The sequence below is a fragment of the Sphingomonas sp. genome, from assembly GCF_965200105.1.
GTDB lineage: Bacteria > Pseudomonadota > Alphaproteobacteria > Sphingomonadales > Sphingomonadaceae > Solisphingomonas.
Window position 1 is genome coordinate 163043 of record NZ_CBDATN010000003.1, and the last position, 25765, is coordinate 188807.

27 protein-coding genes and 1 riboswitch are annotated in these 25765 nt (G+C 69.5%); of the genes, 11 read left to right on the forward strand and 16 right to left on the reverse strand.

Annotation, left to right across the window (positions count from 1 at the left end):
- Positions 1-29: 29 nt before the first annotated feature.
- From gcvPB to ACOFKX_RS13540, 6 genes are all read right to left on the reverse strand, one after another.
- Positions 30-1601: an aminomethyl-transferring glycine dehydrogenase subunit GcvPB gene (gcvPB, locus tag ACOFKX_RS13515; protein ID WP_419827600.1), complete on the reverse strand. Its 1572-nt coding sequence runs from the start codon at positions 1599-1601 to the stop codon at positions 30-32.
- Positions 1598-2956, reverse strand: a complete 1359-nt coding sequence (gene gcvPA, locus ACOFKX_RS13520) for an aminomethyl-transferring glycine dehydrogenase subunit GcvPA (RefSeq protein WP_419827601.1) — start codon at positions 2954-2956, stop codon at positions 1598-1600. Before gcvPA ends, gcvPB begins: the two co-directional genes overlap by 4 nt.
- Positions 2956-3720 carry a methyltransferase domain-containing protein gene (locus ACOFKX_RS13525; RefSeq protein WP_419827602.1) on the reverse strand — a complete coding sequence of 255 codons (765 nt, stop codon included), beginning with the start codon at positions 3718-3720 and terminating at the stop codon, positions 2956-2958. The genes gcvPA and ACOFKX_RS13525 overlap by 1 nt, the downstream gene beginning before the upstream one ends.
- Complete coding sequence (gcvH, locus tag ACOFKX_RS13530; protein WP_419827603.1) at positions 3717-4091, reverse strand: glycine cleavage system protein GcvH; 375 nt, start codon at positions 4089-4091, stop codon at positions 3717-3719. The genes ACOFKX_RS13525 and gcvH overlap by 4 nt, the downstream gene beginning before the upstream one ends.
- A 1-nt stretch (position 4092) precedes the next feature.
- Positions 4093-5208 carry a glycine cleavage system aminomethyltransferase GcvT gene (gene gcvT / locus ACOFKX_RS13535; RefSeq protein WP_419827604.1) on the reverse strand — a complete coding sequence of 372 codons (1116 nt, stop codon included), beginning with the start codon at positions 5206-5208 and terminating at the stop codon, positions 4093-4095.
- A gap of 50 nt (positions 5209-5258) precedes the next feature.
- A riboswitch (glycine riboswitch) is annotated at positions 5259-5379 on the reverse strand.
- A 169-nt stretch (positions 5380-5548) separates the two neighbouring features.
- Positions 5549-6199 carry a hypothetical protein gene (locus ACOFKX_RS13540; protein ID WP_419827605.1) on the reverse strand — a complete coding sequence of 217 codons (651 nt, stop codon included), beginning with the start codon at positions 6197-6199 and terminating at the stop codon, positions 5549-5551.
- A gap of 91 nt (positions 6200-6290) precedes the next feature.
- Between ACOFKX_RS13540 and thrB the strand changes: the two genes are divergently transcribed.
- Both thrB and rnhA read left to right on the forward strand, forming a co-directional pair.
- A complete protein-coding gene (thrB, locus tag ACOFKX_RS13545; protein ID WP_419827606.1) occupies positions 6291-7247 on the forward strand; it encodes a homoserine kinase in 957 nt (318 codons plus the stop codon).
- Complete coding sequence (rnhA, locus tag ACOFKX_RS13550; protein WP_419827607.1) at positions 7244-7678, forward strand: ribonuclease HI; 435 nt, start codon at positions 7244-7246, stop codon at positions 7676-7678. Before thrB ends, rnhA begins: the two co-directional genes overlap by 4 nt.
- Positions 7679-7688: 10 nt before the next feature.
- Here rnhA and ACOFKX_RS13555 read toward each other — a convergent pair whose 3' ends face one another.
- From ACOFKX_RS13555 to eno, 4 genes are all read right to left on the reverse strand, one after another.
- The gene (locus ACOFKX_RS13555; RefSeq protein ID WP_419827608.1) at positions 7689-9104 is read right to left on the reverse strand and encodes a pyruvate dehydrogenase complex E1 component subunit beta; all 1416 of its coding nucleotides are present in this window, start codon (positions 9102-9104) and stop codon (positions 7689-7691) included.
- A 1-nt stretch (position 9105) separates the two neighbouring features.
- Positions 9106-10155, reverse strand: a complete 1050-nt coding sequence (gene pdhA / locus ACOFKX_RS13560) for a pyruvate dehydrogenase (acetyl-transferring) E1 component subunit alpha (protein WP_419827609.1) — start codon at positions 10153-10155, stop codon at positions 9106-9108.
- 209 nt (positions 10156-10364) lie between these two features.
- The gene (locus ACOFKX_RS13565) at positions 10365-10679 is read right to left on the reverse strand and encodes an FtsB family cell division protein (RefSeq protein WP_419827610.1); all 315 of its coding nucleotides are present in this window, start codon (positions 10677-10679) and stop codon (positions 10365-10367) included.
- A 41-nt stretch (positions 10680-10720) separates the two neighbouring features.
- On the reverse strand, positions 10721-12007 hold the full coding sequence (gene eno / locus ACOFKX_RS13570) for a phosphopyruvate hydratase (protein ID WP_419827611.1): 1287 nt from the start codon (positions 12005-12007) through the stop codon (positions 10721-10723).
- Between the two features lie 148 nt (positions 12008-12155).
- Here eno and ACOFKX_RS13575 point away from each other — a divergent pair, with 148 nt between their 5' ends.
- From ACOFKX_RS13575 to ACOFKX_RS13600, 6 genes are all read left to right on the forward strand, one after another.
- Positions 12156-12692, forward strand: a complete 537-nt coding sequence (locus tag ACOFKX_RS13575) for a hypothetical protein (RefSeq protein ID WP_419827612.1) — start codon at positions 12156-12158, stop codon at positions 12690-12692.
- Positions 12693-12700: 8 nt separating this feature from the next.
- Positions 12701-13048 carry a phage holin family protein gene (locus ACOFKX_RS13580; protein WP_419827613.1) on the forward strand — a complete coding sequence of 116 codons (348 nt, stop codon included), beginning with the start codon at positions 12701-12703 and terminating at the stop codon, positions 13046-13048.
- Complete coding sequence (locus ACOFKX_RS13585) at positions 13045-13353, forward strand: hypothetical protein (protein ID WP_419827614.1); 309 nt, start codon at positions 13045-13047, stop codon at positions 13351-13353. Before ACOFKX_RS13580 ends, ACOFKX_RS13585 begins: the two co-directional genes overlap by 4 nt.
- A gap of 34 nt (positions 13354-13387) precedes the next feature.
- Positions 13388-13864: a hypothetical protein gene (locus ACOFKX_RS13590; protein WP_419827615.1), complete on the forward strand. Its 477-nt coding sequence runs from the start codon at positions 13388-13390 to the stop codon at positions 13862-13864.
- A gap of 79 nt (positions 13865-13943) precedes the next feature.
- Positions 13944-14549: an MlaC/ttg2D family ABC transporter substrate-binding protein gene (locus ACOFKX_RS13595; protein WP_419827616.1), complete on the forward strand. Its 606-nt coding sequence runs from the start codon at positions 13944-13946 to the stop codon at positions 14547-14549.
- A 6-nt stretch (positions 14550-14555) separates the two neighbouring features.
- Complete coding sequence (locus tag ACOFKX_RS13600) at positions 14556-14786, forward strand: DUF4170 domain-containing protein (protein WP_419827617.1); 231 nt, start codon at positions 14556-14558, stop codon at positions 14784-14786.
- Here the strand turns inward: ACOFKX_RS13600 and ACOFKX_RS13605 are convergent.
- From ACOFKX_RS13605 to carA, 5 genes are all read right to left on the reverse strand, one after another.
- Entirely contained in the window at positions 14771-15415 is a 645-nt protein-coding gene (locus ACOFKX_RS13605; RefSeq protein ID WP_419827618.1) for a rhomboid family intramembrane serine protease, read from the reverse strand. The two genes, ACOFKX_RS13600 and ACOFKX_RS13605, sit on opposite strands and share 16 nt — an antisense overlap.
- A gap of 14 nt (positions 15416-15429) precedes the next feature.
- Positions 15430-15909, reverse strand: a complete 480-nt coding sequence (gene greA, locus ACOFKX_RS13610) for a transcription elongation factor GreA (protein WP_419828268.1) — start codon at positions 15907-15909, stop codon at positions 15430-15432.
- A gap of 80 nt (positions 15910-15989) precedes the next feature.
- Complete coding sequence (gene carB / locus ACOFKX_RS13615; RefSeq protein ID WP_419827619.1) at positions 15990-19325, reverse strand: carbamoyl-phosphate synthase large subunit; 3336 nt, start codon at positions 19323-19325, stop codon at positions 15990-15992.
- The gene (locus ACOFKX_RS13620) at positions 19318-19857 is read right to left on the reverse strand and encodes a DUF6680 family protein (RefSeq protein WP_419827620.1); all 540 of its coding nucleotides are present in this window, start codon (positions 19855-19857) and stop codon (positions 19318-19320) included. The genes carB and ACOFKX_RS13620 overlap by 8 nt, the downstream gene beginning before the upstream one ends.
- On the reverse strand, positions 19854-21026 hold the full coding sequence (gene carA / locus ACOFKX_RS13625; RefSeq protein ID WP_419827621.1) for a glutamine-hydrolyzing carbamoyl-phosphate synthase small subunit: 1173 nt from the start codon (positions 21024-21026) through the stop codon (positions 19854-19856). The genes ACOFKX_RS13620 and carA overlap by 4 nt, the downstream gene beginning before the upstream one ends.
- 112 nt (positions 21027-21138) lie before the next feature.
- On the opposite strand from carA, the gene ACOFKX_RS13630 reads away from it, so the two are divergent.
- From ACOFKX_RS13630 to rpoD, 3 genes are read left to right on the forward strand one after another with little or no spacing between them, the layout of a single operon-like run.
- Positions 21139-21600 (forward strand): GatB/YqeY domain-containing protein, encoded by a 462-nt coding sequence (locus tag ACOFKX_RS13630; protein WP_419827622.1) that lies wholly within the window; start codon positions 21139-21141, stop codon positions 21598-21600.
- A complete protein-coding gene (dnaG, locus tag ACOFKX_RS13635; RefSeq protein ID WP_419827623.1) occupies positions 21597-23459 on the forward strand; it encodes a DNA primase in 1863 nt (620 codons plus the stop codon). The genes ACOFKX_RS13630 and dnaG overlap by 4 nt, the downstream gene beginning before the upstream one ends.
- A 30-nt stretch (positions 23460-23489) precedes the next feature.
- Positions 23490-25535, forward strand: coding sequence for an RNA polymerase sigma factor RpoD (gene rpoD / locus ACOFKX_RS13640; RefSeq protein WP_419827624.1), 2046 nt, complete (start codon positions 23490-23492; stop codon positions 25533-25535).
- 56 nt (positions 25536-25591) lie between these two features.
- Here rpoD and ACOFKX_RS13645 read toward each other — a convergent pair whose 3' ends face one another.
- Positions 25592-25753, reverse strand: coding sequence for a hypothetical protein (locus ACOFKX_RS13645; protein WP_419827625.1), 162 nt, complete (start codon positions 25751-25753; stop codon positions 25592-25594).
- Between the last annotated feature and the right edge of the window lie 12 nt (positions 25754-25765).

Here is a 25765-nt window from a genome sequence, read left to right on the forward strand (position 1 = left end):
GGTCGCGGGATGCCGCGGCCGGCCGTCGGTCACTCGGCGGCCTGCGCCGCCACGTCCGGATCTCGCCAGACGAGCACCGGCCGCCGTGCCGCCGCGGTCTCGTCCAGCCGTCGTCGGGGAGCGTGGATGGGGGCCTGCCGGAGCGCCTGGTCGCCGGCCTTCGCCCGCTCCGCGACCGAACGCAGCGCGCCGACGAACTGGTCGAGCGCGGCCTTGCTCTCCGTCTCGGTCGGCTCGATCAGCATCGCGCCGTGGACGACCAGCGGGAAGTACATCGTCATCGGGTGGAAACCCTCGTCGATCAGCCCCTTCGCCAGGTCGAGCGTCGAGAGGCCGCCCGCGAAGCCCTCGTCGGAGAAGATCGCCTCGTGCATGCATGGGCCCGAAGCCGCGAACGGCGCGTCGAGAACGTCCTCCAGGCCGCGCAGCACATAGTTGGCCGACAACACCGCGTCCTCCGCCACCTGCCTGAGGCCGTCGGCCCCGTGGCTGAGCATGTAGGCGGCCGCGCGCACGAACATCCCCATCTGGCCGTGGAAGGCGACCATGCGGCCGAACGCGTCGCTATGCCCCTCCTCGACGATCGTCTCCTCCTCGACGAGGACGAAGCGTCCGTCATGCTCCTCGACGAAGGGCAGAGGCGCATAGGGAGCGAGCGCTTCGGAGAACACCACCGGCCCCGACCCCGGCCCCCCGCCGCCGTGCGGGGTGGAGAAGGTCTTGTGCAGGTTTATGTGCATGGCATCGACGCCGAGATCGCCAGGCCGCACGCGGCCGACGATGGCGTTGAAGTTCGCGCCGTCGCAATAGAGATAGGCGCCGACCGCGTGGACGGCGTCGGCTATGGCGATCATGTCGCGCTCGAACAGTCCGCACGTATTGGGATTGGTGATCATCACCCCCGCCACGGTCTCGTCGAGCGCGGCCTCGAGCGCGGCGAGATCGACACGCCCGTCGCCGGTGGCGGGGATGCCCTTCACCCTATAGCCGGCGAAGGCGGCGGTGGCCGGGTTGGTGCCGTGCGCGCTCTCGGGCACCAGCACCACCGCGCGGGCGTCGCCCCTAGCCTCGTGCGCGGCGCGGATCGCGAGAAGGCCGCACAGCTCGCCATGGGCGCCGGCCTTGGGGCTCATCGCGATGCCGGGCATGGCAGTGAGCCGCTTCAGCCACTCGGCGACCAGGTGGATCAGCGCCAGCGCGCCCTGTGTGCCGTCCGCGGGGGTCAGCGGATGGAGGTCGGCGAAGCCGGGCAGCCGCGCCATCTTCTCGTTGAGGCGGGGGTTGTGCTTCATCGTGCACGATCCGAGCGGGAACAGCCCGAGGTCGATCGCGTAGTTCTGGCGCGACAGGCGGGTATAGTGGCGCACCGCCTCGGGTTCGGTGAGGCCGGGGAGCCCAATCGGCGCCAAGCGTTCCAGGCCGCCGAGCCGGCTCGCGACCTTCGGTGGCTGGGGCAGGTCGACGCCGGTGCGATCCGTCGCGCCCGCCTCGAACAGCAGCGGCTCTTCGAGCATCAGCGCGCGGTTGCCCGTGAAGGTGGGGTTCGCCGTCTCCCCGCCTGCGTTCATCGCCGGCCGCCAGCCGGATGCGTTGATGCTCATGCCAGCGCCTCCTCGAGCGCGTTCGCCAAAGCGTCGACGTCGCCCTCGCCGGTCGTTTCGGTAACCGCGACGACGAGACCGTTCGCCAGCTCGCTCGCGTGCGGGTAGAGCCTGCCTAGCGACACGCCGCCGAGTATGCCGCGCTCCGCCATGTGGCGGACCACAGGCCGCGCCTCCTTGGGGAGCCGCAGCGTGAACTCGTTGAAGAAGCCGTCGTTGACGAGCTCGACGCCCGGCACCCGGCCGAGCCGCTCCGCCGCCTCCACCGCCAGCGCGTGATTGAGACTCGCGAGATCGCGCAAGCCCCGCTCGCCGAGCAGGGTCATGTGCGCGGAGAAGGCGAGCGCGCAAAGGCCCGAGTTGGTGCAGATGTTGGATGTCGCCTTCTCGCGCCGGATATGCTGTTCGCGCGTCGATAGCGTGAGGACGAACCCACGCCGGCCGTCCGCGTCCACGGTCTCGCCGGCGAGGCGGCCCGGCATCTGGCGGACATGCTGCTCGGCGCAGGCGAATAGGCCGACATACGGCCCGCCGAAGTTCAGGCCCACGCCGATCGACTGGCCCTCGCCTACCACGATATCGGCACCCATCTCGCCGGGCGAGCGGATCGCCCCCAGCGCCACCGGTTCGGTGACGACCGCGATCAGCAGCGCCTTCTTCGCGCGGCAGGCCTCCTTCAACTCGGACAGATCGGCGATGCGCCCCAGTATGTCGGGATACTGCACAACGACGCAGCTCGTCTCGTCGTCGATCGCGTCGAGCAGCCGCGCGGCGTCGGTTTCAGGCGCCAGCGTCGGGTCGGCCGTGTCGAGCGCGTCGCCGGTAAAGCGCGCCATCGTCCGCGCGACCCCGACATAATGCGGGTGCAGCCCGGCCGAAAGGATCGCCTTGCCGCGCCGCGTGATCCGCCGCGCCATGACGATCGCTTCCCAGCAGGCGGTCGAGCCGTCGTACATCGACGCGTTGGCGACCTCGCAGCCGTAGAGCCGCGCGACCTGCGTCTGGAACTCGAACAGCGCCTGCAGCGTCCCTTGCGCGATCTCGGGCTGGTACGGCGTGTAGCTCGTCAGGAACTCGCCGCGCTGGATGATGTGGTCGACCGACGCCGGCACGTGGTGCCGGTAGGCGCCGCAGCCGAGGAAGAAGGGGCCGTCCCCCGCCGCCATGTTCTGCCGGGCCAGTCGCGAGAGCTGCCGCTCCACCACCTGCTCGGGCGCGTGCATCGGCAGGCCCTCGATCGGGCCTGCGAGCCGCGCCGCCTGCGGAACGTCGACGAACAGCTCGTCGATCGAGGCGGCGCCGACGGTCGCGAGCATCGCCTCGCGATCGGCCTGCTGGAGGGGCAGGTAACGCATCAGGATTTCCTCATGGAGAAGCGCAGCCGCACATAGTCGGCGATCCAGGTGCCGTCGGGCCGGAGCAGGACTGGCTCGCAGGCACGCTCGACGGCGTCGGCGATCTCCGCCTGCTCGTCGGCGGGAATGCCGTCGGCGTCCATCAGCCCGTGGCGAAAGGTGCGGACCCAACCGGCGACCCCGGCGGGGAGCGTCGTCGGACGCGGGATCAGCCGCGCCTCGACATCGACGAAGCCGGCGGCGGTGTAGACCGTCACGAACGCCTCGACCGACGGATACCAATGCGTGTCCTGCGCGCGAGCGGCGTGGCCGCGCCGCGCCAGCTCGGCGCGGACGGCGGCCCAGATCGTCGCGACATTGCCCTCGCCGCCCATCTCGCCGACGAACCGCCCGCCGGGCCGAAGCGTGCGGAACACGCCCGCCGCGACGGCATGGCAGTCGAGCATCCAGTGCAGCGCGGCGTTGGAGAAGGCGGCGTCGAACGCTCCATTGAAGCCGAGCGCCTGCGCATCGGCGACGCGGGCGTCGAGACCCTTCGCGCGCGCCGCCGCGATCATCTCGGGCGAGGCGTCGATGCCCACCACCTCTGCGCCGGCGGCGACCAGCCGCTCGGTGAGCACGCCGTCGCCGCAGCCGATATCGAGGATGCGCTCGCCGCGACGCGGATCGAGCAACTCGACGACGGGCGCGCCGAGCGCCGGCACGAAGGCTGCGTTGGCGGCATAGTCCGCCGCGTCCCAGCGCGAGGCGGGGTTGGTGATCACAGCCCCGCCACGAAGTCCTTGTACGCGGACTCGTCCATCAGCCCGTCGAGTTCGGATCGTTCGGAGAGCGTCAACCGGAAGAACCAGCCGTCGCCCTCAGGCGCGGTGTTGACGAGCGCGGGCTCGCTATCCAGCGCGGCATTGGCCTCCGTCACCTCGCCGGAGACGGGAGCATAGACATCGGAGGCGGCCTTGACCGACTCGACGACCGCCGCCTCCTTGCCCTTCTCGAGGGAGGTGCCGGCGGGCGGCACCTCCGCAAAGACGATGTCGCCGAGCTGCGCCTGCGCATAGTCCGTGATGCCGACGGTGGCGGTGGCGCCTTCGACGCGGATCCACTCATGGTCCTTGGTGAAGTAGAGGTCGGCCATCTCAGGCTCCCTTGCGGTGGTAGCGGTGTGGGACGAACGGCGTGGTTGCGACGGTGGCGGCGACGCGCTTGCCGCGGTTCTCGATCTCGACGGTGCTGCCGGGCGCGGCCGAGGCGAGCGGCACGTAGGCCATCGCGATCGGTCGGCCGAGCGTCGGCGAGAAACCGCCGGACGTAACGGTGCCGCCACCGATCACGGCCGCGCCCTCGCGCACCGGCTGGCGACCCTCGACTTCGAGCGCGACGCGCTTCATCGCCGGACCGTTCTCACGCTCGGCCATGATCCGCGCGTGCCCCATGAAGCCGCCCTCCTCGCGCCGCCGCTTGGACAAGGCGAAGCCCAGGTCCGCGCCGACGGGCGTGATCTCGGGCGAGAGATCGTGGCCGTAGAGCGGCAGCCCCGCCTCCAGCCTCAGCGAGTCGCGCGCGCCGAGCCCGATCGGCCGCACCTCCTCCTCGCGCAGCAGCGCGTCGGCGACCCGCACCACCTGATCGGCGGGCACCGAGATCTCGAACCCGTCCTCGCCGGTGTAGCCCGAACGGCTGACCCAGCACTCGACGTCCTCGATCAGGAAGGCGCCGGCCGTCATGAACGACAGCGCGGTGACCCCCGGCGCCAGACGCGCCAGCGCGTCGGCCGCTTGCGGCCCCTGCAACGCCAGCAGCGCCTGATCGTCCAGGTGGTTGAGCGTCACCTCGTCGGGCAGATGCTCGCGCAGATAGGCGATATCGTCCCACTTGGTCGCGCCGTTGACGACCATGTAGAGACCGTCCGAGCGGCGCGTGACCATCAGGTCGTCGAGGATACCGCCTTCCTCCGAGAGCAGCAGCGAGTAGCGCATCCGCCCCTCGCCCAAGCCCTTCAGGTCGGCGGGCAGCAGCGCCTCCAGCGCGGCGTCGGCACCGTCGCCGGTGAAGAGCAGCTGGCCCATGTGGCTGACGTCGAACAGCCCGGCATGATCGCGCGTCCAGTTATGCTCGGCGATGATGCCGTCGAACTGGATCGGCATGCGATAGCCCGCGAAGGCGACCATGCGGGCGCCGCGATCCTCGTGCCACGCGTCGAGCGGCAGCAGCGCGGGTGCCTCGGTATCAGGAACTTCGTCGACCACGCTCACGGCAATCTCCGCCAGAGGATCGAGGCCGCGAACCGTCGCCGGTCCGTCGCCTCGCCCCCTCTGTCACGGAACCTGAGAGCTTTCCTCCGCTCGCCCACGATCGGGCATGACGGAGTTACCCCTTCGGTGGGGCGCCGGCTTGGCCGTCGCCCGCTTTCCAGAGTGCCTGTGCCCGCGCGGTCCGGTGGCCTGAGAGATTCCGGGGCGGTTGCTCCTTCGGCGGCGACGGCCTGTCCCCCGTTGCCGGAGGACCTCCGCCGCGCTCTCCCGCGCGTGCACCCGTCGGTCGCCCGCCGGAAGCGTCCTTCGAGTGGCGGAGCCTGCGTCCGAAGTCAACCGCTCAGCGCGTCGCGTTGTAGGCGAGCTGCGCGTCGGTGAGCTGGAAGCCGACCAGCAGCTCGAAGCTTGCCTTGGCGAGCGCGGCACGGACTTGCGGATCGTTCATCGGATCGAGCGAGGCGTCGGCATCCTCGGCCTTGCGCTTCTTGCCGATCCTGTCGCGGATCGCCTGCGGCAACATCGCCTGCGCACGATCGATGGAAGCGCTCGCCTGGCCGTTCGTCGACGCGATGAGCTTGCCGGCGTCGAAGTGGACGAGCACTTGGCTCACCGACTTCGAGACGACCTGATCGCCACCGCGCATCACGACGGCGTAATAGGGCAGCACCACGTCGCGCGGCCCCGCCGCGCTCGACCGGCGCGCGTCGACGCGGAAGCTGGCGGTGGTGGCGAGGTTCGCCGCCTGCGTGGTGTCGCACGCGCCGGTGAGATCGGTCAGCGTCGCCACCACGTCGATCGCGCGCGCGTCGCGGCTGGCCGGCGGATCGAACAGGGTGACGTCGCCGGTGTCGGCGGGCACCGCCAGCGCCGGACAGCCGGTCCGGTTGATCTCCTTGCCGACCGAGCCGCCGATCGCGGTGATCTCCGCGTCCTTGGCACAGGCCGCGAGCGCGAGGGGCAGGACGAGGAACAGGGCTGCGGGCAAGCGCATCGGTCGAGGCATCCAGCAAGACGGTCGGTGTCGCGGACCATAGGAACCGGCTTCCCGCCCGGCAAGCGATCGCTTAGAGCCGCCCCCCACCATGGCCGTCTACACGCATGTTTCCGCCGAGGAGATCGGCCGCCTGCTCGATGACTTTGATTTGGGACCGCTGCGATCGGTCAAGGGCATCGCCGAGGGGGTGGAGAACTCCAACTACCTGATCGACGCCGAGCGCGGCCGCTTCGTCCTGACGCTCTACGAGAAGCGGGTGGACGCCGCCGACCTGCCCTTCTTCCTGTCGCTGCTCGATCATCTCGCCGACAGGGGCTTGCCCGTGCCCCGCGCGCTGAGCGATCGCAGCGGCGCGCAGGTGCGGACGGTCCAGGAGCGGCCGGCATGCCTGATCGAGTTCCTGCCCGGCGTCTCGCTCTCGCAACCGACACCCGCGCAGGCCCGCGCCACCGGCGAGGCGCTCGGGCGGATGCACGCCGCGCTCGGCGACTTCGCGGGCGCGCGGCCCAATGCCCTGGGACCGGACGGCTGGCACGAGCTCGCGACGCGCTGCGGCGATGCGGTCGACGCCATCGCCCCCGGACTGGCGGCGCGCGTCGCGGGAGAGCTGCGCGCCCTGTCCGAGGCCTGGCCGCGAGACCTGCCGCGTTCCGTCATTCACGCCGATCTCTTTCCAGACAACGTGCTCATGCTCGGCGATGCAGTGACGGGAATGATCGACTTCTACTTCGCCTGCACCGACATCCGCGCCTACGATCTCGCCGTCACTCATTCCGCCTGGGCCTTCTCGGCGGACGGGCGCTCGTACGACAAAGTGGTCGGCCGTGCGCTCGTCTCCGGCTACGCGGCCGCCTTCCCGCTCTCGGAGGAGGAGCGCGCCGCCCTGCCGGTGCTGGCGCGCGGCGCCGCGCTGCGCTTCACGCTGACGCGCGCGTGGGACTGGCTCAACACGCCCGCCGGCGCGCTCGTCACGCGTAAGGATCCGCTCGCCTTCCTGCGGCGGCTCGACGCCTATGCGGCGAGCGGCGCGGCGATGTTCGCGTGAGCGTCGAGATCTTCACCGACGGCGCCTGCAAGGGCAATCCCGGCCCCGGCGGCTGGGCGGCGCTGCTGCGCTCGGGCGAGACGGTGAAGGAGCTGTCCGGGGGCGAGGCGCAGACCACCAACAACCGCATGGAGCTTCTCGCCGCGATCCGCGCGCTGGAGGCGCTGAAGCGTCCCAACGTCGTCACGCTCACCACCGACAGCCGCTACGTCATGGACGGGCTCACCAAGTGGATCCACGGTTGGCAGCGCAACGGCTGGCGCACGGCCGACAAGAAGCCCGTCAAGAACGCCGACCTCTGGCAGGCGCTGCTCGCCGCAGCCGCCCCCCACCAGATCGCGTGGAAGTGGGTGAAGGGCCATGCCGGTCACGCCGAGAACGAGCGGGTGGACCAGCTCGCCTGCGCCGAGGCGATGAAGTTCCGGCGCTAGGGCCGGCGGATCAGCGGTAGCAGACCTTTCGCGCCGCCTCGACCACGTCGTCCACCTTCACCAGCGCCAGCTTCTCCAGGTTGGCGGCATAGGGCATCGGCACGTCGACGTTGGTGACGCGCAGCACCGGCGCGTCGAGATCGTCGAAGCCCTCCTCCATCGCCAGCGCGACGATCTCGGAGGCGATCGAGCAGGTCGGCCAGCCCTCCTCCACCACGATCATGCGGTTGGTCTTGGCGAGCGACCTCAGCACCGTGGCTCGATCGAGCGGGCGCAAAGTGCGCAGGTCGATCACCTCCGCCTCGATGCCGTCCTCCGCGAGCCGCCGCGCGGCATCGAGCGACACGCCGACACCGATCGAGTAGCTGACGATGGTGACGTCCCTGCCCTCGCGCGCGACCCGCGCCTTGCCGATCGGCAGTACCCACTCGTCGACGCGTGGCACCTCGAACGACTGGCCGTAGAGCAGCTCGTTCTCCAGGAAGACGACGGGATCGTCGCTGCGGATCGCGGCGCGCAGCAGCCCCTTGGCGTCGGCCGCCGTATACGGCGCGATCACGATCAGGCCCGGCACGCTGGCGTACCACGGCGCGTAGTTCTGGCTGTGCTGCGCGCCGACTCGCGCCGCCGCCCCGTTCGGCCCGCGGAACACGATCGGGCAGCGCATCTGCCCGCCGGACATATAGTTGGTCTTGGCGGCCGAGTTGACGATGTGGTCGATCGCCTGCATCGCGAAGTTGAAGGTCATGAACTCGACGATCGGCTTCAGCCCGCCCATCGCCGCGCCGGTGCCGATGCCGGCGAAACCATATTCCGTGATCGGCGTGTCGATCACGCGGTCGGCGCCGAACTCGTCGAGCAGGCCCTGGGTGACCTTGTAGGCGCCCTGATACTGCGCGACCTCCTCGCCCATCACGAACACGCGGCTGTCGGCGCGCATCTCCTCGGCCATCGCGTCGCGCAGCGCCTCGCGCACGGTGACGGACCGGGTCTCGGTGCCCGCGGGCAATTCGGGATCGGCGGCGTCCTCGCCCTCGCCGGCCTCGGCCGCTCGGACGAGATCGCGCGCGCCCGTCTCCATCTTGTGCGGGGTGGCGCTCTCCGCGATCGGCGGCTCGCCCTGATCGGTGGGCGCCTCGACGGGTTGCGCGTCGGCGGCGTCGCCCGAACGCACGCCATCTTCGCCATCGGCGGCGAGCAGCGCGATCACCGCGCCCACGGCAACGCCTTCCGTCCCCTCGGCGACGACGATCTTCTCGATCGTCCCCTCGTCGACCGCCTCGAACTCCATGGTGGCCTTGTCGGTCTCGATCTCGGCGAGGATATCGCCGGACGACACGCTGTCGCCCTCCTTCACCAGCCACTTGGCCAGCGTCCCCTGCTCCATCGTGGGCGACAGGGCGGGCATCTTCAGCTCGATCGACATGTCAGTAGACATCCACCAGCACGTCGGTGCCGAGTTCCGAAGGATCGGGCTCGGGCGACTGCTCGGCGAAGTCGGCGGCCTCGGAGACCACGCGGCGAATGTCCTTGTCGATCGCCTTCAGTTCCGCTTCGCCGACGCCCAGCGCGTCGAGCTCGCGCTTGATGAGATCGATCGCGTCGGACTTGTCCTTCATCGCCTGCACCTCGTCGCGCGTGCGGTACTTGGCGGGATCGGACATCGAGTGGCCGCGATAGCGATAGGTCTTGAGCTCCATCAGGATCGGCCCCTTGCCGCCGCGCACCCAATCGAGCGCCGCCTGCGCCGCGCCGCGCACCGCCAGCACGTCCATCCCGTCCACCTGCAGGCCCGGCACGCGGAAGCTCTCGCCGCGCCTGTAGAGCTGATCCTCGGAACTGGCGCGGTTGACGGCGGTGCCCATGGCGTAGCCGTTATTCTCGATCACGAAGATGATCGGCAGCTTCCACAGCTCCGCCATGTTGAGCGTCTCGTAGACCTGACCCTGATTGGCGGCGCCATCGCCGAAATAGGCGAGGCACACGCCGCCGTCGCCGCGGTACTTGTGCGCGAAGGCGAGGCCCGCGCCGAGCGGCACCTGCGCGCCGACTATGCCGTGCCCGCCGTAGAAGCGCTTCTCGGTCGAGAACATGTGCATCGAGCCGCCCTTGCCTTTAGATATGCCGGCAGCGCGGCCAGTGAGCTCGGCCATGATGATCTTGGGGTCGAGCCCGTAAGCGAGCATATGGCCATGGTCGCGATAGCCGGTGATGACGCTGTCGCGATCCGGATCGAGCGCCGACTGGAGGCCGACGGCCACCGCCTCCTGCCCGATATAGAGGTGGCAGAAGCCGCCGATCAGCCCGAGCCCGTAGAGCTGGCCGGCGCGCTCCTCGAAGCGGCGGATGAGCACCATCTGGCGATACCAGTCGAGCAGCTCCTCCTTCGAGGCGGCGTAGCGCTGCGGCTCGGCGGGACGCTCCCGGTTCGGGGCGGCGCCTGCCGGGGCGGCGGCTTTGCTGGTCGATCGGGCCAAGGCTGCGGGCTTTCGATTCCGGTGGTGGGCGGCGGTATAGGCCTGCGGCTACGGACTCGGCAACGCGCGAGAAATGACCTCACACCGCCATCGCAGACTGGTTCCGCGCAAGGTCATAACGCAACGTCACGGCTCTTTGCCGGTAGGATGCCGGTCGAGCCCGCCATGGCGAGGAAAGAAGCGAGCCGACGAACCTCGTGGCGCGCGCCTCAGGGCGTCGGCAGGATCACCTCGTCGGGACGCGTCAAACCCATGTCGCGGCGTACCAGCTCATCCGCCATGTCCGGATCGACGTGGCGGGAGTCGAGCAACGCGACCTTGTGCGCGAGCTTGACGCGCGCGGCCTCCACCTTGGCGAGTTCGGCGCGCTTGGCCACGATCTGGTGGCGATAGTCGCCGAGCGCGAGCAGCCCGTTAGGCCCGGCGATCGCGTAGCCCGCGAAGTTGCCGATCACGAGCACGCCCAGCGCCGGCATCGCCGCCGCCCGGATCGTGCCCGCCGCTGATCGTCCCTTCCCCGCCATCCCGTCCTTATTCCCGATCCGGGACGGCGGTTCAACGCCTCTCAGCGTCCGGTCGTCGCGAACGCGGCACGGCCGGCGTAGCGCGCGGCCGAGCCCAGCTCCTCCTCGATGCGGATGAGCTGGTTGTACTTGGCGAGCCGATCGGAGCGGGCGAGGCTGCCCGTCTTGATCTGGCCGCAGTTGGTGGCGACCGCGAGATCGGCGATCGTCGCGTCCTCGGTCTCGCCCGAACGGTGCGACATGACGGCGGTGTAGCGCGCGCTCTGCGCCATCGACACCGCCTCCAACGTCTCCGTCAGCGTGCCGATCTGGTTGACCTTGACGAGCAGCGAGTTGGCGACGCCCCGCTTGATGCCGTCCGCCAGCCGCTTGGGATTGGTGACGAACAGGTCGTCGCCGACGAGCTGGACCTTGCCGCCCAGCCGGTCGGTCAGGATCTTCCAGCCGTCCCAATCGTCCTCGGCCATGCCGTCCTCGATCGACCAGATCGGATAGCGGCCGGCGAGATCGGCAAGGTAGGCGACCATCTCGGGCGATGTCAGCGTGCGATCCTCACCCGCCATCACGTACTGACCGCCCTTGAAGAACTCGGTGGCGGCGCAGTCGAGCGCGATCGCCACCTCATCGCCCGGCTTGTAGCCCGCCTTCTCGACGGACTTCAGGATGAAGTCGAGCGCCTGCGTCGTCGAGCCGATGTTGGGCGCGAAACCGCCCTCGTCGCCCACCGAGGTGGAGAGCCCCGCGTCGGCGAGGCCCTTCTTGAGCGTATGGAAGATCTCCGCGCCCCAGCGGATCGCCTCAGCGCAGGTGTCCGCGCCGAAGGGCACGATCATGAACTCCTGGAAGTCGATCGGGTTGTCGGCATGTTCGCCGCCGTTGATGATGTTCATCATCGGCACCGGCAGGACGTGCGCCTGGACGCCGCCGACGTAGCGATAGAGCGGCAGTCCCCGGCTCTCCGCCGCCGCCTTGGCGACCGCGAGGCTGACGCCGAGGATCGCGTTGGCGCCGAGGTCGGACTTGTTGGCCGATCCGTCCAGCTCGATCATCGCGGCGTCGATCTGCGCCTGGTCCTCGGCCTCATAGTCGGCGAGCGCCTTGGCGATCTTGCCGTTGACGGCCTTGACCGCCTTCAGCACGCCCTTGCCGAGATAGGCGTCCTTGTCGCCGTCGCGCCGCTCCACCGCCTCGTGCGCGCCCGTCGACGCGCCCGACGGCACGGCGGCGCGGCCGAAGCTGCCATCCTCCAGCGTCACGTCCACCTCCACCGTGGGATTGCCCCGGCTGTCGAGGATCTGGCGGGCGTGGATGTCGAGGATCGCGGTCATGTCGGCTCCCTTGGCGGCTGGCGCTGGTTAGCGGCGGCCCGGTGGCCACGCAATCGCGGGGAACCGGCATTCGCGCTGCTGGTTGTCCCGGAAACGTAACGGGTGCGCCCACCGCATCCGATGGCTCCTCTCAGCAGGCGAGGCGATCATGGCCGAGACGCTCCCCGAAGGCACCGACCACATTGTTCCCGGCGCCGCGTCGACGAACCCGTCGGGCGGCGGCGCTTCTTCCGGCGCGGCCAGCGACAACGACGCGGCCGACCTCAAGGGGAAGGCACAGGCCAAGGCAAGCGAGTGGAGCGCGCAGGCCGTCGATCACGCTCGCGATTATGCCGAGCAGGGCAAGGAGAAAGCGTCCGCTGCGCTCGGCAGCGTGGCAAGGCTGATCGACGACAATGCCGCCCAGATCGACGACCGGTTGGGTGCGCATTATGGCGATTATGCCCGTCGCGCTTCGGCGTTCGTGAACGACGCCGCCGACGGTTTGCGCGAGAAGGACATCGAGGAGCTGCTCGACAATGCGCGCGAGTTCGTGCGCCGCTCTCCCCGGATCGCGATGGCGGCGGCGGCGGCGAGCGGCTTCCTGACTGCGCGCGTCGTCAAGGCTGGCACCGCGCATATGGACGTGACGCCGCCGACGACGGGCAAGGGGTCCGCCCAACGCGCCAAATCGCCGACGCGTTGAGGACGGTCGTGGCGGACGACGCGCGGATCGCGCTGCCGGCGCTCGTCGCGCAGCTCGCCGAGGACGCGAAGACTTCCGCGCGGGCGGAGATCAGGCTCGCCAAGGCCAAGGCCCTCGCGAAGTTCGCGGCGGTCAAGTCTGGTGCGATCCTGCTCGTCGTTGCGGCGATCCTCCTCCTGCTCGCCCTGATCGGGCTCGTCGTCGGGTGCGTGATGGCGTTGGCGACGCTGATCGGTCCGGGCTTCGCTGGATTGGTCGTCTTCCTGGTACTGGCCGTCGTGGCCGGTCTGTTCGCCTGGCTTGGCGTTCGACAGATCTCGACCAAGCCCGATGCAGTGGCGGAGAAGGCGGGATGAGCGACACGGTCGAGCTCGAGACCGCCGCGATAGAGGCCAAGGCCGCGCGCGAACGGCTGATCGCGACGACGCACGAGCTTCGCGCCCGCCTCGACCCCGCGACGCTGGTCGAGGAGGCCCGCGAAGGCGTTCGCCATACCGCGCGGGGCCTCGCCGAGAACGCGAACGAGGCGGCGCGCCGCCGGCCGGAGATCGTTGCCGCCGGCGCGACGGTGGTCGCCCTGTTCCTGCTTCGCCGCCCTCTGCGGCGGCTGAGACGAAGACTGTTCGGGCGTAAGGAAACCGCCGGAGCCCGGCACCGTTGAGGGACGATACCCGCCTTCAGGAAGGATCAGGATGATGAGCGCGAGCAACAACGGCAACAGCGGCTCGGCCGAGGGCAAGCGCCCGCTGCGTGACGGCATCGACGACGCCAAGCACCAGATCGGCGACATCGCCGCCACGGCCGCCGACCGCGCCCGCAATCTCGCCGGCGATGCGCGCGAGAGCCTCTCCGGCGGCGCCGGGGGCAGTCCGCTGCTCGCGCTCGCCGGCGGCATGGCGGTCGGCGTGCTGGTCGGCGCGCTCCTGCCCCGCACCGAGCGAGAGGGCGCGGTGCTCGGTGCGCTCGGCGCGCGGCTGATCGACGCGGCACATGAGGCGGCCGATGCCGCGCGGGAGGTTGGCCGCGACAAGCTCGACGAAGCCGGCCTCTCGCGCAACGGCGCGCGCGATGCGGTGCGCGGCATGCTCGACGCCGCGCTCGGCGCCGCCTTCTCGGCGGGCAATGCCGCCGCCGACGCGGCGAAGCAGAAGGTGACCGAAACGCGCGATTGAGACGCGGGCAAGGGCCGGTTCAGGTCGGCCTGGCCATAGCGCGGTGAGGCCAGACAGCTGGCAGTCGGAGTATGTTCGAATGACGAAGTCGCGGACCTTCCTCGCAGCGCTCGCGATCGGCCTCTCGGCGGTGGCGGCACCCGCCATCATCGCGCCGGCCGCGGCCGCTACGGTCGACACCAGCGACCCGGGGCGCTTCGTCACTTCGCTGTCGGGCGAGGCCTTTCGCGTGCTGCGTACCGGTAGCAAGGCGTCGGCGCGTGGCCAGTTCCGCCAATTGCTCGGCCAATATTTCGCGGTCGATGCGATTGGCGATCGGCTGATCCGAAGCTGGCGCGCGAAGATCAGCCCGGCCCAGTACCAGGCCTATCAGGCGGCGCTGCCCGGCTTCCTCATCAACACCTACGCCGACCGGCTCTACGACTATGCCGATGCTAAGGTGGCGGTGACGCGATCGGTGCCGCGCGGCAACGGCGCCGCCGTCGTCAGCCAGGTGACGCGGCCCGGCGGCAATCCCGTAACCGCGATCTGGACGGTCGAGACGATCGGCGGAGGGCCCAAGATCACCAACCTGACGGTGGCGGGCGTCAACCTGGTGCTGACCCAGACGGCGGACTTCGACAGCTACATCCAGAAGAACGGCTTCGACAAGCTCGTCGCCTTCATGCGGTCTCGGGCAGGCTGACGCGCGGTGAGCAAGCTGCACCTCGTCTTCGGCGGCCGCGTCACGGACCCGCGCGGGCTCGAGTTCGACGATCTCGACGCGATCGATATCGTCGGCATCTTCCCGGACCTGGAAAGCGCCGAGGCAGCTTGGCGCGGCGCCGCGCAGCGCACGGTGGACGATGCCGAGATGAAATACGTCGTCGTCCACCTGCACCGGCTACTGGAGCCGGACCCGCATCTTCAGGCGCCGCGGTAGCGGAACAGCAGCAGCGGGCGGGCGAGCGCCACGCCCGCGAGAAAACCGCCGATGTGCGCCGCGACGGCGATCGATCCTCCGGCGGGCACGCCCGGCATGCCGCCGCCGGCTAACGCGATCAGCCCCTGCAGCGCCACCCAGGCCGCCCCCAGCCAGGCGACGTGGACGACGAGGCCGGAGAAGGGCCCCCAGCCCGCGGTCCGCCTGCGGCCGTAGAGCAGCGCGTACGCTCCGATGATCGCGGACGCCGCGCCGCTCGCCCCGATCATCGGCACCACGGAATGCGGATCGATCGCGAACTGTGCGCCGGCCGCCGCGTAGGCGCCGGCAACGTAGAGCAGCACGAGTAGCGCGGGCCCGATCGAGGCCTCGACGAAGCGGCCGCAGAAGCCCAGGATCAGCATGTTGAACGCGAGGTGGAGAAGCCCGGCATGAACCAACGTCGCGCCGAGCGGCGTCAGCACGGCGGGAACCGCGCCGGGCACGGGCAGGCCGTCCGCGATGCGGGCGGGCACGAAGCCCGCCAGTGTCGCCACCTGCGCGGAGAGCCCCGCACTCGCCGCGACCGCCCAGGCAAGCGACGTGACGGCGACGAGCGCGACGGTCGCGCGGGCGGGCGGCAGGCGCACGACGCCGCGCCCGCTCAGATGAACTCGATCTTCTCCACCGCGTAGTAGCGATCGCCCGAAGGCACCGTCACCTCGACATCGTCACCCACCTTGCGCCCGATCAGCGCGCGGCCAAGCGGCGAGTTGTACGAGATGCGGCCCTGCTTGGCGTCGGCCTCCATCTGGCCGACGATTTGGTAGGTGACGGGCTTCTCGTCCTCGTCGAGCAGGCGCACGGTCGCGCCGAACACCACCTTGTCGCCGCTGAGCGTAGTGGGATCGATCACCATCGCGCGGCTCATGCGATCCTCCAGGTCGGCGATCGTCGCCTCGACCTGGCCCTGGCGCTCCTTGGCGGCGTGATATTCGGCATTCTCGGAAAGGTCGCCGTGGGCGCGCGCCTCCTCGATGGAGTCGATGATCTCGGGACGCTCGATCGTCTTGAGCCGATGCAGCTCGTCGGAGATCAGCTTGTGGCCCTCCGCCAGCATCGGCATCTTCTCGATCGTCGCCATGTCCCGTCCGCCTTTCGTCACAAATCCCGCGCCCGGCTCCGCGCCCCGGAGCCGCCCCGTCATCTTCGATCGTGGGGATATCAGCGCGTAAGCGCGGAATAGTAGGTTTGCAGCGGCCGGACTTCAAGCGGCCGCAGGCGCGCGGCCGCGATCGCGTGCGCCGCCGCCACGCTCGCCGCCGCGGTGGTGTAGTAGGGCACGCGCTTGGCGACCGCCGAGACGCGGATCTCGCGACTGTCCTTCAGCGACTGCCAGCCCTCGGTCGTGTTGAAGATGAGGTCGATCGCGCCGTCCTTGATGCGATCGACGATGTGCGGGCGGCCCTGCGCCACCTTGTTGACGCGCTCGACGGCGATGCCCTCGCCGCTCAGGAAGTCGGCGGTGCCGGCGGTGGCGACGATCGCGAAGCCGAGTTCGGCGAGCGCGCGGACGCCGGGCAGGACGTGCGCCTTGTCGGACGGCTTGACCGAGACGAACACAGTGCCGCCCTCCGGTAGCACGACGCCGCCGCCGAGCTGCGACTTGATGAACGCCATCGCGAAATCGTCGTCGATCCCCATGACTTCGCCGGTGCTCTTCATCTCAGGGCTGAGCACGGGATCGACGCCGGTGAAGCGCGCCCAGGGGAAGACCGCCTCCTTGATGGCGATGTAGGGGGGCACCGCCCCCACTGCCGGCAGGTCGCGCAGCTTCTCGCCCGCCATCACGCGCGCCGCGATCTTGGCGACGGCGACGCCGGTCGCCTTGGCGACGAACGGCACGGTGCGGCTGGCGCGGGGGTTGACCTCGATGAGGTAGACCTCGCCCTCCTTAACCGCGAACTGGATGTTCATCAGCCCGCGCACGGAAAGCGCGCGGGCGAGCGCGTCGGCCTGCGCCTCGATCTCGGCGATTATGGCCGTCGAGAGGCTGTAGGGCGGAAGCGTGCAGGCGCTGTCGCCGGAATGGACGCCCGCCTCCTCGATATGCTGCATGACGCCCGCGACGCGCACGTCCTCGCCGTCGCACAGCGCATCGACGTCCACCTCGATCGCGTCGCGCAGGTAGCGATCGATCAGCACCGGCGAGTCGCCGGACACCTGCACGGCGGTCTGGAAATAGTGGTCGAGCTGGTCGGGCCCGTCGACGATCTCCATCGCGCGGCCGCCGAGCACGTAGGAGGGGCGGATCAGCACCGGGTAGCCGATCCGCTCGGCCACGGCGATCGCCTCGTCGCGCGAGCGCGCGATGCCGTTGGCGGGCTGCTTGAGGCCGAGCCGCTCGACCAGCGCGGCGAAGCGTTCGCGATCCTCGGCGAGGTCGATCGCGTCGGGGCTGGTGCCGAGGATCGGGATGCCGGCGCGCTCCAGCTCGGCGGCGAGCTTGAGCGGGGTCTGCCCGCCGAACTGGACGATCACGCCGACAAGCGTGCCGTTGGACTGCTCGACGTGGAGCAGCTCCAGCACGTCCTCGACGGTGAGCGGCTCGAAATAGAGGCGGTCGGAAGTGTCGTAGTCGGTCGAGACGGTCTCGGGGTTGCAGTTGACCATGATCGTCTCGAACCCTGCGTCGGCCAGCGCGAAGCAGGCGTGGCAGCAGCAATAGTCGAACTCGATGCCCTGCCCGATGCGGTTCGGCCCGCCGCCGAGGATGACGATCTTGCGAGCGTCGGAGGGCTGCGCCTCGTTCTCGGGCTCGCCGAAGGCCGGCGCCTCGTAGGTGGAATACATATACGGCGTCCTGGCCTCGAACTCGGCGGCGCAGGTGTCGATGCGCTTGTAGACGGGCCGCACACCGAGCTTGTGGCGAAGCGCGCGCACCTCCTCCTCGGTCACGCCGCCGGTCATCGCGCGCAGCGTGTCGTGGATCAGGCCCGAACCGCGCGCGTGGGCGCGGGCGGTGCCGGCGGGCATATGCGCGCTGTCCAGTGCAAGCCAGGCGAGGCGGCGATCGGAGAAGCCCATCGCCTTCAGCCGGCGCATCCCCGCCGCGTCGCGCGGCAGACCGTTCGCCAGCACCTGCGCTTCCGCGAACACGATCTCGCGCAGCCGCTCGACGAACCAGGGATCATACTTGGCGATCGCGCAGACCTCGTCGACGGTGAAGCCCTCGCGCAACGCCTGAGCGGCGGCGAGCAGCCGATCGGGCGTGGCGCGGCCCAGCGCCGCCTCGATCTCCGCGCGCGGGCGGCCGACCAGCGCCTGCACCGGATCGAGCCCGGCGAGCCCGGTCTCCAGACCCCGCAACGCCTTCTGGAGTGATTCGGCGAAATTGCGGCCGATCGCCATGACTTCGCCGACGCTCTTCATCGCGGTGGTGAGCACGGGATCGGAGCCGGCGAACTTCTCGAAGGCGAAGCGCGGGATCTTGGTGACGACGTAGTCGATAGTGGGCTCGAAGGCGGCCGGGGTTACGCCCGTGATGTCGTTGTCGATCTCGTCGAGCGTATAGCCAACCGCCAGCTTGGCGGCGACCTTGGCGATCGGGAAGCCGGTGGCCTTGGACGCCAGCGCCGACGAGCGCGAGACGCGCGGATTCATCTCGATGACGATCAGGCGGCCGTCCTTCGGATTGACCGCGAACTGGACGTTGGAGCCGCCCGTCTCCACGCCGATCTCGCGCAGCACCGCAATGCTGGCGTTGCGCATGACCTGATATTCCTTGTCGGTCAGCGTCAGCGCGGGCGCGACCGTGATCGAGTCGCCGGTGTGCACGCCCATCGGATCGATGTTCTCAATCGAGCAGACGATGATGCAGTTGTCCGCGCGGTCGCGGACCACCTCCATCTCATATTCCTTCCAGCCGAGCAGCGACTCCTCGATCAGCACCTCGGTGGTGGGGCTGGCGTCCAGCCCCTTGGTGACGACCTCGACGAACTCGGCGCGGTTGTAGGCGATGCCGCCGCCGGTGCCGCCCAGCGTGAAGGACGGGCGGATGATCGACGGCAGCCCGGTATGCTCCAGCGCGGCGAGCGCCTCGTCCACGCTGTGCGCCACCGCCGAGCGCGCGGAGGCGAGGCCGATGCGGTCCATCGCGTCCCGGAACTTCTGGCGGTCCTCCGCCATCTCGATCGCGTTCGCGTCGGCGCCGATCATCTTGCAGCCGAACTTGGCGAGCGTGCCGTCGTGGAACAGCGCGAGCGCGGTGTTGAGCGCGGTCTGCCCGCCCATCGTGGGGAGCACGGCGTCGGGCCGCTCCTTCTCGATGATCTTGGCGACGATCGCGGGGGTGATCGGCTCCACATAGGTCGCGTCGGCGAACTCGGGATCGGTCATGATCGTCGCCGGGTTCGAGTTGACCAGGACGATGCGATAACCCTCCTCCTTCAAGGCCTTGATCGCCTGCGTGCCCGAATAGTCGAACTCGCACGCCTGCCCGATGACGATCGGCCCCGCGCCGATGACGAGAATGGAGGAGATGTCGGTGCGCTTAGGCATTTGGGATTTCTGTGTGTCCGCTAGGAGGCAAACCAAGGAACTCGCGTTCCTGTGGAAGCAGTGGCGCGCCCGTCATCAAGCGCGCTTGGAGCAAGAGAGTAGTATTGATATCGCGTTGTGCCTTCAGTGAGTCCAGATAAAGGTTGTCGCGATCAACCCAACCCTGTGAGGCGTAGGCGTCAGTCTGGATATCAGTTTCCCGAATTGCAAAGCCGGAACGCTTTGCAACTTCGTAAATTAAACGAGTCATTGTTACCGACGAGTCAGTGGCAGATCCTGGAGCGACGGACTTAATGAAGTCCTTGTAAGCGCTCATCACAGACTTAGACCGGCCGAACTCAACAGGAATTAGATTTACGGCCGTCTGGTAATTTGGATCGCCTGGAAACCGGCGGGTAGCGAGGAGCAGGCGTAAGACGGTTATCTTCTGCTCTCGGTCCTTACGGCGCCCGTCGAGCCACAGCGTTATGAGAACAGCGACTACAGGGCTGACCAAGACCGCCGCGATATTAGTGATCTCGGCGGTGGTCACGCCGCGCTCCGAAGCCCGCCCACAAACTGCTCGAACAGATAGTGGCTGTCCTGCGGACCGGGGCTCGCTTCGGGGTGGTACTGGACGGAGAAGGCGGGCTTGTCCTTGAGGCGGAGGCCGGCGAGCGAGCCGTCGAACAGCGAGAAATGGGTGGGCTCGACGTTGGCGGGCAGGCTGTCGGTCTCGACCGCGAAGCCGTGGTTCATCGAGGTGATCTCGACGCGGCCGTCCTCGGTGCGGCGGACGGGGTGGTTGGCGCCGCGATGGCCCTGGTGCATCTTGGACGTGCGCCCGCCCACCGCCAGCCCGAGGAGCTGGTGGCCGAGGCAAATGCCGAAGATCGGCTTTGACACCTCCAGCAACTGGCGGATCACCGGCACCGCATACAGGCCCGTCGCGGCCGGGTCGCCGGGGCCGTTGGAGAGGAACACGCCGTCGGGCTCGTGACGCATCACGTCCTCGAAGCTGGCGGTGGCGGGCACCACCGTCACGCGCGCGCCGGCGGCCACGAGGTTGCGCAGGATGTTGCGCTTGAGGCCGTAGTCGATCGCGACCACGCGGGGGCCGTCCGGGTTGGCCGAGTGGGTGCGATAGCCCTCACCCAGCGTCCACAGCCCGTCCTCCCAGGCGTAGGTCTGGAGCGTGGAGACGTCCTTCGCGAGATCCATGCCTTCCAGCCCCGGCCACGCCCGAGCCTGTTCGACGAGCGCGGGCATGTCGAAGCGGCCGGCGGACGAGTGCGCGATCACCGCGTTGGGCGCGCCGCCGATGCGGATCGCGCGGGTGAGCGCGCGCGTGTCGACGCCCGCGAGTCCGATGCGGCCATGCCCGCGCAGCCACTCGTCGAAGCGGCCGGCGGAGCGGAAGTTGGACGGCGCGGTCACGTCCTCGCGCACCACGCAGCCGAGCGCGAAGGGGTTCTGCGCCTCCACGTCCTCGGGGTTGGCGCCGACATTGCCGATGTGCGGGAAGGTGAAGGTGACGATCTGCCCCGCGTAGGAGGGATCGGTCATCACCTCCTGATAGCCCGTCATCGCGGTGTTGAAGCAGACCTCGCCGACAGCCGCGCCCTCCGCGCCGAAGCCGCGCCCGAAAATCGCCTCGCCGCTCGCCAGCACCAGCACGCCGGTGGCTCCTTCAGGCACGCGTAGAGACGAGGCGTCGGCCATGCGGGCGGGCACTCCTTGGTTTTCGGCGATGTCGCTAAGGGCCGGCGGGTAAACCCGGGGGCGGGCCCGGTCAACTCTACTCAAGCCGCCCCGCGCCCGCTATGACACGGCCATGATCCGGGACGAACTCAAGGCCGCGCAGACCGCCGCGATGAAGGCGCGCGACCAGCCACGCACGCAGGCGATCCGCCTCATCATGGCGGCGGTGAAGAACCGCGATATCGAGGCGCGCACCGGCCAGGCGCCCGCCGACGACGACGCGCTGGTGGTCGAGGTGCTCAACCGCATGGCCAAGCAGCGCCGCGAGTCGATCGAGATGTTCCGCAAAGGCGGCGCGGAGGATCGCGCCGACGCGGAAGCGGCCGAGCTCGCCATCGTCGAGGAGTTCCTGCCCCGCCGCCTGGACGAGGCCGAGACGCGCGCGGCGATCGACGCCATCGCCGTCGAGCTCGGCGCCGCCGGCCCCAAGGACATGGGCCGCGTCATCGCCGAGCTGAAGGCGCGCCACGGCACCGCGCTCGACATGGGCAAGGCGTCAGGCCTCGTGAAGGCGAGGCTGACGGGCGGCGCATGACGCTCTCGCCCGCCTGGCTCGACGAGCTTCGCGCGAGGACGCAGCTCTCGACGCTGATCGGGCGGACGACCAAGATCCAGCGTGCCGGGCGCGAGTGGAAGGCGTGCTGCCCCTTCCACAACGAGAAGACGCCGAGCTTCACGATCAACGACGACAAGGGTTTCTACCACTGCTTCGGCTGCGGCGCGCACGGCGACGCGATCCGCTGGATGACCGACCAGCAGGGTCTGCCCTTCATGGACGCGGTGAAGGAGCTGGCCGACGCCGCCGGCCTGGAGGTGCCCGCGCCCGATCCCCGCTCGCGCGAGCGGGCGGAACAGGCCGCCACGCTCCACGAGGTGATGGCGCGCGCGGCCGGCTGGTTCGAGGAGCGGCTGCGCGGGCCGGAAGGCTCCGCGGCGCGCGCGTACCTGGAGCGGCGCGGCGTGAAGCCGGCGCTCGCGCGCGCCTTTGGGCTGGGCCTCGCGCCCGACAGCCGCACTGCGCTTCGTTCGGCGCTGGGCGATGTGGGCGACGACCGGCTCGTCGAGTGCGGCCTGCTGATCCGGCCCGAGGAGAATGGACGCGATCCGTATGATCGCTTCCGGGGTAGGCTGATCATCCCGATCCGCGATGCCCGCGCGCGCGTGATCGCGTTCGGCGGGCGCATTCTGGGCGATGGCGAGCCCAAATATCTGAACTCGCCCGAGACGTCGCTGTTCGACAAGGGCCGCACGCTGTTCAACCTCGATCGCGCAGCGCCCGCCGCGCGCAAGGCCGGGCGCGTGATCGTGGTCGAAGGTTACATGGACGTGATCGCGCTCGCCGGCGCCGGCATCGACGAGGCGGTGGCGCCGCTCGGCACCGCGCTCACGGAAGACCAGCTCGAACGGCTGTGGCGGATCGATGCCGCGCCTGTCCTGTGCTTCGACGGCGATGCGGCCGGGCAGAAGGCGGCGGCGCGGGCGGCGCTCCGGGCGCTGCCGTTCCTGGCGCCGGGCCGCACGCTCGGCTTCGCGACGCTGCCACCCGGCCAGGATCCGGACGATCTCGTGCGCGCCGGCGGCCGCGCCGCGATGGACGCGGTGCTCGCCGCCGCGACGCCGCTCGTCGAGCGGCTGTGGAGCCACGAACTCGAGGCGGGGCCGCTCGACACGCCCGAGGCGCGCGCCGGGCTGAAGGCGCGGCTCGCCGAGCACGCCGCCGCGATCGGCGATCGCGAGGTGTCGCACCAGTATCGCGCCGAGTTCCGGGCCCGCGCCGACGCGCTGTTCGCGCCGCCGCGCCGCGAGTTCGTGCCCCGTCCGCAACGCAGCTCGCGCCCTGATCGGCGCGGCGGCTGGACGCCGCCGACGCCGCCCGTGCTCGCCGCCACCCGCGAGGTGCTGCGTCGCGGATCGCTCCACCCCTATGCGCGTGCGATCCTGATGGGGCTCGTTCGTTTCCCCGACGGCATCGCCGCCCATGCCGACGAGCTGGAACGCCTGTCGTTCGACGATGCCGCGCTGGACGCGGTGCGCGCCGCGCTGGTCGAGGCGGCGTGGCGCGGCGTGGCGCTTGAAGCCGATACGCTCGCGCCCATATTGCGTAGCGCCGGCGCGGAAGGCCTGTCGGCGGATCGGGCAGGCGCCAACCAGCTTGCCTTTTCGTTCCAGCGCGGCGATGCCGAGCCCGATCGCGCGCGCCGCGATCTGGGGGACGTGATCGGGCTGCTGGTCAGGCGGGCGGAGGTGGACGAGGCGTTGGCCGCGATCCCGTCGCGGTTCAACGACGAGGCCGACGTCGCCGCCTGGGACGATCAGAGGCATCTGATCGACGAGCGGCGCGAAACGGATCGGCGCCTCTCGGAGTTGATGCAGATTACGGACGACGCGATCTGAGCGCCGCCCGTCGAGCAGGGTAGCGGTTGAATGGCGAAGACCAACACGGCGGAAGTGGCGACGGCGGCCGGTGGTAACGGCGAAGGCGGCGACGGCGACGCGCCGCTGATCGATCTTAACGACGCCAGTCTCAAGAAGCTGGTCGCGCGCGCCAAGAAGCGCGGCTACCTGACGGTGGACGAGCTGAACGCCGTCGTCGGCGAGATGTCCACCGACCAGATCGAGGACGTGATGTCCGCGATCAACGAGATGGGCGTCAACATCGTCGAGAACGAGGACGCCGGCGAGGACGACAAGCCCGCGGACGACGACGACGCCGCCGAGGACGCGCAGCCGGACGCCGGCGAGCAGGAGGTCTTCCAGGTCGCTCCCAAGAAGGAGACGGTCGACCGCACCGACGATCCGGTGCGCATGTACCTGCGCGAGATGGGCGCGGTGGAGCTGCTCTCCCGCGAGGGCGAGATCGCGATCGCCAAGCGCATCGAGGCGGGCCGCGACACGATGATCATGGGTCTGTGCGAGAGCCCGATCACCTTCACCGCTATCATCGGCTGGTCCAATGCGCTGAACGAGGGCCAGATCCAGCTCCGCGAGATTCTCGATCTCGACGCGATGCTCAACAAGGATCCCGCCCCCGAGGCGCTCTCCGACGAGGAGGCCGAGGGCGACGGCGAGATCAGCGAGAAGACCGCCGGCCCGTCGTTCCGCGCCGAGGAGGAGCCGGAAGAGGCGCCCGCCGCGCCCGACGAGGACGAGGAGGCGCTGACCGAGCGCCGCGCGCCGCGCCCCGTCGAGGAGGACGAGGAGGACAACACGCTCAGCCTCGCGCAAATGGAGGAGCAGCTCAAGCCGATGGCGCTGGAGCGGTTCGCGCGGATCACCGAGCTGTACGGCCAGTTCGGCCGCATCCAGCAGCGCCGGGTCGACGCGCTCAACCTCGGCGGCTTCGGCGCGCGCGAGGAAGCGGACTATAACCGCCTGCGCGAGGAGCTGACCGCCGAGGTGGAGAGCGTCCAGTTCCACGGCGCCAAGATCGAGTTTCTGGTCGACCAGCTCTACGCCTATAACCGCCGCTTGACGGCGCTCGGTGGCCAGATGCTGCGCCTGGCCGAGCGCCACAAGGTGCCGAGGAAGGCGTTCCTCGACAGCTATATCGGCAGCGAGCTCGCCGAGGGCTGGCTCGATACGGTGCGCGGGCTCGATAAGAAGTTCGCGGCGTTCGCGGCGGCGGAGGCCGACGCGGTGGAGCGCATCCGCGCCGAGATCGCCGAGATCGTGCAGGCGACGGGCATGTCGCTGCCCGAGTTCCGGCGCATCGTGAACATGGTCCAGAAGGGCGAGCGAGAGGCGCGAATCGCCAAGAAGGAGATGGTCGAGGCGAACCTACGCCTCGTGATTTCGATCGCGAAGAAGTACACGAATCGCGGACTTCAGTTCCTGGACCTCATTCAGGAAGGCAATATCGGCCTGATGAAGGCGGTGGACAAGTTCGAGTATCGCCGCGGCTACAAGTTCTCGACTTATGCGACGTGGTGGATCCGCCAAGCGATCACGCGCTCGATCGCCGACCAGGCGCGCACGATTCGCATCCCCGTCCACATGATCGAGACGATCAACAAGCTGGTCCGCACCTCGCGTCAGTTCCTCCACGAGACCGGCCGCGAGCCGACACCCGAGGAGCTTGCCGAGCGGCTGTCGATGCCGCTGGAAAAGGTCCGCAAGGTGATGAAGATCGCCAAGGAGCCGATCAGCCTGGAGACGCCGATCGGCGACGAGGAGGACAGCCATCTCGGCGACTTCATCGAGGACAAGAACGCCGTCATCCCGGTCGACGCCGCGATCCAGCAGAACCTGAAGGAGACCGTCACGCGGGTGCTCGCCAGCCTGACGCCGCGCGAGGAGCGCGTGCTCAGGATGCGTTTCGGCATCGGCATGAACACCGATCACACGCTGGAGGAAGTCGGCCAGCAATTCTCGGTGACGCGCGAGCGCATCCGCCAGATCGAGGCCAAGGCGCTCCGCAAGCTCAAGCACCCTTCGCGCAGCCGCAAGATGCGGAGCTTCCTCGACCAGTAGCGGGTGCCGGGGCGTCCGGTCGGCTGGGCTACCGGGCGACCCCCTCCGGCAGCAGGCTAGTCGTCGCGGGCGTGGTCGCGATCCTCCTCCACCACGTCGTCGTGCGCGCCCTTCGCGGCCGCGAAGAAGAAGGCGAGGAAGATGCCGAGCGCGCCCAGCGCGCAGATGATCGCGATCGTGCCGAGCCAGCCGACTCCCGAACCCATGCCGAAATTCATGTTCCCGTCTCC

Excerpts from the sequence above, each read along its gene's own strand:
- gcvPB (WP_419827600.1), bottom strand. The coding sequence starts at position 1,601 with ATGAGCATCAACGCATCCGGCTGGCGGCCGGCGATGAACGCAGGCGGG.
- gcvPA (WP_419827601.1), bottom strand. The coding sequence starts at position 2,956 with ATGCGTTACCTGCCCCTCCAGCAGGCCGATCGCGAGGCGATGCTCGCG.
- gcvH (WP_419827603.1), bottom strand. The coding sequence starts at position 4,091 with ATGGCCGACCTCTACTTCACCAAGGACCATGAGTGGATCCGCGTCGAA.
- ACOFKX_RS13540 (WP_419827605.1), bottom strand. The coding sequence starts at position 6,199 with ATGCGCTTGCCCGCAGCCCTGTTCCTCGTCCTGCCCCTCGCGCTCGCG.
- thrB (WP_419827606.1), top strand. The coding sequence starts at position 6,291 with ATGGCCGTCTACACGCATGTTTCCGCCGAGGAGATCGGCCGCCTGCTC.
- ACOFKX_RS13555 (WP_419827608.1), bottom strand. The coding sequence starts at position 9,104 with ATGTCGATCGAGCTGAAGATGCCCGCCCTGTCGCCCACGATGGAGCAG.
- ACOFKX_RS13565 (WP_419827610.1), bottom strand. The coding sequence starts at position 10,679 with ATGGCGGGGAAGGGACGATCAGCGGCGGGCACGATCCGGGCGGCGGCG.
- eno (WP_419827611.1), bottom strand. The coding sequence starts at position 12,007 with ATGACCGCGATCCTCGACATCCACGCCCGCCAGATCCTCGACAGCCGG.
- ACOFKX_RS13575 (WP_419827612.1), top strand. The coding sequence starts at position 12,156 with ATGGCCGAGACGCTCCCCGAAGGCACCGACCACATTGTTCCCGGCGCC.
- ACOFKX_RS13585 (WP_419827614.1), top strand. The coding sequence starts at position 13,045 with ATGAGCGACACGGTCGAGCTCGAGACCGCCGCGATAGAGGCCAAGGCC.
- ACOFKX_RS13590 (WP_419827615.1), top strand. The coding sequence starts at position 13,388 with ATGAGCGCGAGCAACAACGGCAACAGCGGCTCGGCCGAGGGCAAGCGC.
- ACOFKX_RS13595 (WP_419827616.1), top strand. The coding sequence starts at position 13,944 with ATGACGAAGTCGCGGACCTTCCTCGCAGCGCTCGCGATCGGCCTCTCG.
- greA (WP_419828268.1), bottom strand. The coding sequence starts at position 15,909 with ATGGCGACGATCGAGAAGATGCCGATGCTGGCGGAGGGCCACAAGCTG.
- carB (WP_419827619.1), bottom strand. The coding sequence starts at position 19,325 with ATGCCTAAGCGCACCGACATCTCCTCCATTCTCGTCATCGGCGCGGGG.
- carA (WP_419827621.1), bottom strand. The coding sequence starts at position 21,026 with ATGGCCGACGCCTCGTCTCTACGCGTGCCTGAAGGAGCCACCGGCGTG.
- ACOFKX_RS13630 (WP_419827622.1), top strand. The coding sequence starts at position 21,139 with ATGATCCGGGACGAACTCAAGGCCGCGCAGACCGCCGCGATGAAGGCG.
- dnaG (WP_419827623.1), top strand. The coding sequence starts at position 21,597 with ATGACGCTCTCGCCCGCCTGGCTCGACGAGCTTCGCGCGAGGACGCAG.
- rpoD (WP_419827624.1), top strand. The coding sequence starts at position 23,490 with ATGGCGAAGACCAACACGGCGGAAGTGGCGACGGCGGCCGGTGGTAAC.
- ACOFKX_RS13645 (WP_419827625.1), bottom strand. The coding sequence starts at position 25,753 with ATGAATTTCGGCATGGGTTCGGGAGTCGGCTGGCTCGGCACGATCGCG.